The sequence below is a fragment of the Pseudomonas sp. genome (genome assembly GCF_049645325.1).
In the GTDB taxonomy this organism is placed as follows: domain Bacteria; phylum Pseudomonadota; class Gammaproteobacteria; order Pseudomonadales; family Pseudomonadaceae; genus Aquipseudomonas.
In genome coordinates this window covers 1-4,061 of the sequence record NZ_JBARTQ010000497.1, presented here as the reverse complement: position 1 = coordinate 4,061, position 4,061 = coordinate 1, and the positions used below count along the sequence as shown (strand labels likewise).

General features: G+C 59.7%; 5 protein-coding genes. 4 read left to right on the top strand and 1 reads right to left on the bottom strand.

The window, feature by feature from the left end:
* Positions 1–76 precede the first annotated feature (76 nt).
* Entirely contained in the window at positions 77–355 is a 279-nt protein-coding gene (locus WBB95_RS21225) for a DUF3509 domain-containing protein (protein WP_048721059.1), read from the bottom strand.
* 395 nt (positions 356–750) lie between these two features.
* Between WBB95_RS21225 and WBB95_RS21220 the strand changes: the two genes are divergently transcribed.
* The 4 genes from WBB95_RS21220 (at position 751) to WBB95_RS21205 (ending at position 4,021) form a co-directional block, all read left to right on the top strand.
* On the top strand, positions 751–2,577 hold the full coding sequence (locus WBB95_RS21220; RefSeq protein WP_424489360.1) for a long-chain-acyl-CoA synthetase: 1,827 nt from the start codon (positions 751–753) through the stop codon (positions 2,575–2,577).
* A gap of 97 nt (positions 2,578–2,674) precedes the next feature.
* Positions 2,675–3,190 (top strand): ankyrin repeat domain-containing protein, encoded by a 516-nt coding sequence (locus WBB95_RS21215; RefSeq protein WP_424489359.1) that lies wholly within the window; start codon positions 2,675–2,677, stop codon positions 3,188–3,190.
* Positions 3,191–3,231: 41 nt separating this feature from the next.
* Positions 3,232–3,762 (top strand): hypothetical protein, encoded by a 531-nt coding sequence (locus WBB95_RS21210; RefSeq protein WP_424489358.1) that lies wholly within the window; start codon positions 3,232–3,234, stop codon positions 3,760–3,762.
* Positions 3,763–3,829: 67 nt separating this feature from the next.
* Complete coding sequence (locus WBB95_RS21205; protein ID WP_003172956.1) at positions 3,830–4,021, top strand: PLDc N-terminal domain-containing protein; 192 nt, start codon at positions 3,830–3,832, stop codon at positions 4,019–4,021.
* Positions 4,022–4,061 lie beyond the last annotated feature (40 nt).

Genomic DNA, 4,061 nt, shown 5'->3' with positions numbered 1-4,061 from the left:
GGCAAGGCCTGTGCTGAACACATAAAAAAGGGCCGCGACGCTGGATGGCGTCGCGGCCCTTGTGTGTAGCAGTTGCTTAAGCCGAATGGTAGGTCGGCAGTGCAAAGCGGTTCTGGCTTTGCAGCATGGAAATTTGTGGCAGGTCACTGGCTTGTTCGGCCAGGTCACGGCGAATGGCGCTGATCACCCACGTCAGTTGATCGGCAGTGTGCAGCTGTTGGTAAGAGATCGAACGCTTGACCTGTTTGCCCTCGCTGTTGCGCAGGGTCAGCAGGATGCCACCGTCTGGACGTGGCTGAGTGGTGACGTCGTATTGGGAAAATACAGAAGCGAATTTATCTTGGATCAGGCTCATGTCTATCAGCTCCGTTGGCTCAAGTTGGCAAGCATGGAGTGATAGGTGCAGCGATTGTGCCAGTATTGGTTATCTAAAAAATACGTTATAAATCAACGAGTTAAAAATTATACAGATTTTCGTTTTCGTGCAAATTGCATGAATGGCCATCGTGCATCCTGCATTTTGCGTTGTCGGAGCCGGTCAATTGCGTTCGCGGCTACCGATAATGACCGTCTCCAGGCGGCAGAATTCCGTTCGGGTCGCGCCGCTTGGCGGGATACAAAACTTTTCAAATCCTGCGTGTACAGCCGCTGAAGGGCAGGCGTATTTTCCTGCAAGGCATTCGGCCTGTTGCCTACAGGGCTGCCGTTGTTCGCGGATCATACGAAGAATAAGAAAAAGGACGTTCCTCCATGAGCCATCAGCAAGACGAGATGATCACCTGGGGCATGATGCTGCGTAAGGTCCCCTCCATTGTTCGCGCCCTGCCTCGGGTTGTACGCGGCATGCGCGCCGCGAATGTCACCGACCCCGAACAACCTTGCGGCCTCGGCTGGCACTTCGAGCAGGCGACCTTGCGCAACCCGCAGGGCGGGGCGCTGTTGTATGGCGACAGCGTGCTCAGTTACAGCGAAGCCAACCGGCGCGCCAACCGCATCGCCCATCACCTGCAAGCCCAAGGCATCAGTAAAGGCGATGTGGTCGCGCTGTTTATCGAAAACCGCCCGGAACTGCTGTTGAACGTGCTGGCCGTGGCCAAGCTGGGCGGCATCTGCGCCATGCTCAATACCGCGCAGACCCAGGCGGCGTTGGTGCACAGCCTCAACCTGGTGAACCCGGTGGCGATTGTGGTGGGCGCAGAACTGGTGCCTGCCCATGGCGTGGTGCGCGACCAGGTGGCAATCGGGCCAGAAAGGACCTGGTTTGTCTCCGATCAACAGGCGAGCGCGGCGCCGGAGGGCTATATCGACCTGATGGCCGCCAGCGCCGAGTGCTCGGAGGACAATCCTGACACCACTCGCCGTGTTTTCTTCAACGACCCCTGCTTCTATATCTACACCTCCGGCACCACCGGCCTGCCCAAGGCCGGCATCATGAAACACGGGCGCTGGACCAAAACCGCCGTCAGCTTCGGCAGCATTGCCCTGGACATGGGCCCGGACGACGTCCTGTATTGCACCTTGCCGCTCTACCACGCCACCGGTTTGTGTGTGTGCTGGGGCGCGGCGATTGTGGGTGCGTCGGGATTTGCCATTCGGCGCAAATTCAGCGCGAGCCAGTTCTGGGACGACGCGCGTAAGTTCAACGCAACCACCCTCGGCTATGTCGGTGAGTTGTGTCGCTACCTGCTGGATCAGCCACCAAACGCGCAAGACCGCGATAACCGCGTGACCAAGATGGTCGGCAATGGCCTGCGCCCCGGTGTGTGGGCGCAGTTCAAGCAGCGCTATGGTGTTGAGCATATTTGCGAGCTGTATGCCGCCAGTGACGGCAATATCGGCTTCACCAACGTGCTGAATTTCGATAACACCATCGGCTTTTGCCTGCAGCACTGGGCGCTGGTGGACTACGCCCACGACAATGGTGAGCCGTTACGCGGCAGCGACGGTTTCATGCGCAAGGTAAACACGGGCGGGCAGGGGCTGCTCCTGGCCAAGATCGATGAAAAGTCGCCGTTTGACGGCTACACCGACCCTGAGAAAAACCGCAAGGTGGTGCTCACCGACGTGTTTGAAAAGGGCGACCGTTATTTCAATACCGGCGATCTGTTGCGCAGTATCGGCTTTGGCCATGCGCAGTTTGTCGACCGCCTGGGCGACACCTATCGCTGGAAGGGCGAAAACGTCTCCACCACCGAAGTGGAGAACGTGCTGCTGCAACACCCGCAGATCGCCGAGGTGGTGGCCTATGGGGTTGAGATCGAGAACACCAATGGCCGCGCGGGCATGGTCGCGATCACACCAAGTGAGTCCCTGGCCGCCCTGGACATGCGCGAGTTGCTGCAATTCGCCCATGGCCAGTTGCCGCACTACGCGGTGCCGCTGTTCCTGCGGATCAAGGTGAAGATGGAAACCACGGGGACGTTCAAATACCAGAAGGTGCGGCTCAAGGAGGAGGCGTTCGACCCGGACAAGGCGGGCAGTGACCCGGTGTTCGCGTGGCTGCCGGGCTCGGATTGTTACGTGCCGGTCACCGGCCAATTGCTGGCACAGATCCAGGGCGGGCAGTTTCGTTATTGATTCTGGCTATGGCTGCTTTTGGCAAAAAAGGCATGACAGTGGGGAACTCCGTCGCGACACTGGGCGCCTATAAAGCACCCCAGACAAGGAGCCCTACATGTCAGACCAGCCCAAACAAATGACTGAAGACGAAGCCGCCGAATTTGCCGAGCAGGTCTTCGACGTCGCCCGCCGAGGCGACGCCGCCATGCTCGCCGCGCTGCTGGCCAACGGCTTGCCGGCCAACCTGCGCAATCACAATGGCGACACCTTGCTGATGCTTGCGGCCTACCATGGCCACGCCGAGGCCGTAAAAGTGCTGCTCGAATTCAAGGCCGACCCGCAGATCGCCAATGACAAGAACCAGCTGCCGATTGCCGGTGCGGCGTTCAAGGGCAATTTGCCCGTGGTCAAGGCGCTGATCGAAGGCGGCACGCCAGTGGATGCTTCATCCTCCGATGGCCGTACTGCGCTGATGCTCGCCGCGATGTTCAACCGTGTCGAAATGCTCGAGTACCTGCTCGGCCAGGGCGCCAACCCCAAGGCTACCGACGCCCAGGGTGCGACCGCACTGGCGGCGGCGCAGACCATGGGCGCGGTGGATACGGCGGCGCAGTTGCAGAAACTGGTGTAGGCTACGCGCCCTCAAAATCCACACCGTCACAGGATCAGCCCATGAAAACCGCCCTCGTCGAACTCATCAGTAAAATCAGCGCCGGCGTCATGGGCGAAGACGAAGTGGCACGTGTCGCTGAAGAAGCGGCCCAGGCCTACGCGGACCCTGCGGCCTTCCTGGCGGCGAACCCGGATATCAACTACGACGACACCTTCCCGATCCCGTTGGGTGAGTGGGTCGTGGTCGGCAGCTTGCCCGAGACCGTGCTGTTCCAGGCCGACACGTACGGCGACCTGTTTGCCCAGATCGTCGCCTCGTTCGGCCCGGGCGTGGCGTTCAACCTCAAGCCCAAGCAATTGGCCAAGACCGAAGACCTGACCGCGCTGAACCGCATCCAGATCCAGATGAGCGCCCTGAGCCCGGAAGACGGCGGCTACGTGCTGCTGAACTTCAGCCAACTGCTGGATGACGAGATCCAGGCCGTGCTGGTGTACGGCAATGACCTGCCGCGCGTCCTGCAATTGTGCGCCGAAGTCGGCATCAAGGCCGAGCCGTCCCTGGAAGCGCTGCGCGTTGCCGTTCACGTCTGAAATAAAACGGAACCCCTGCCAGGGCTGACTATCCTACAAGGGCATGCCCTCACTTAGGAGCGACACCATGGGTTCCACTTTTAATGGCCTGATCGGCCTGATCATCCTCGCGCTGGATATTTGGGCGATCATCAACGTGTTCAAAAGTGGCGCCAGCACGGGCGCCAAAGTGCTGTGGATCTTGCTGATCCTGTTGTTGCCGGTGCTGGGCCTGATCATCTGGGCGATTGCCGGGCCACGCGGTAACGTACGGATTTAAACACTCGCTTCATTTGGAGTGAACACAGTAAGTGTGGGAG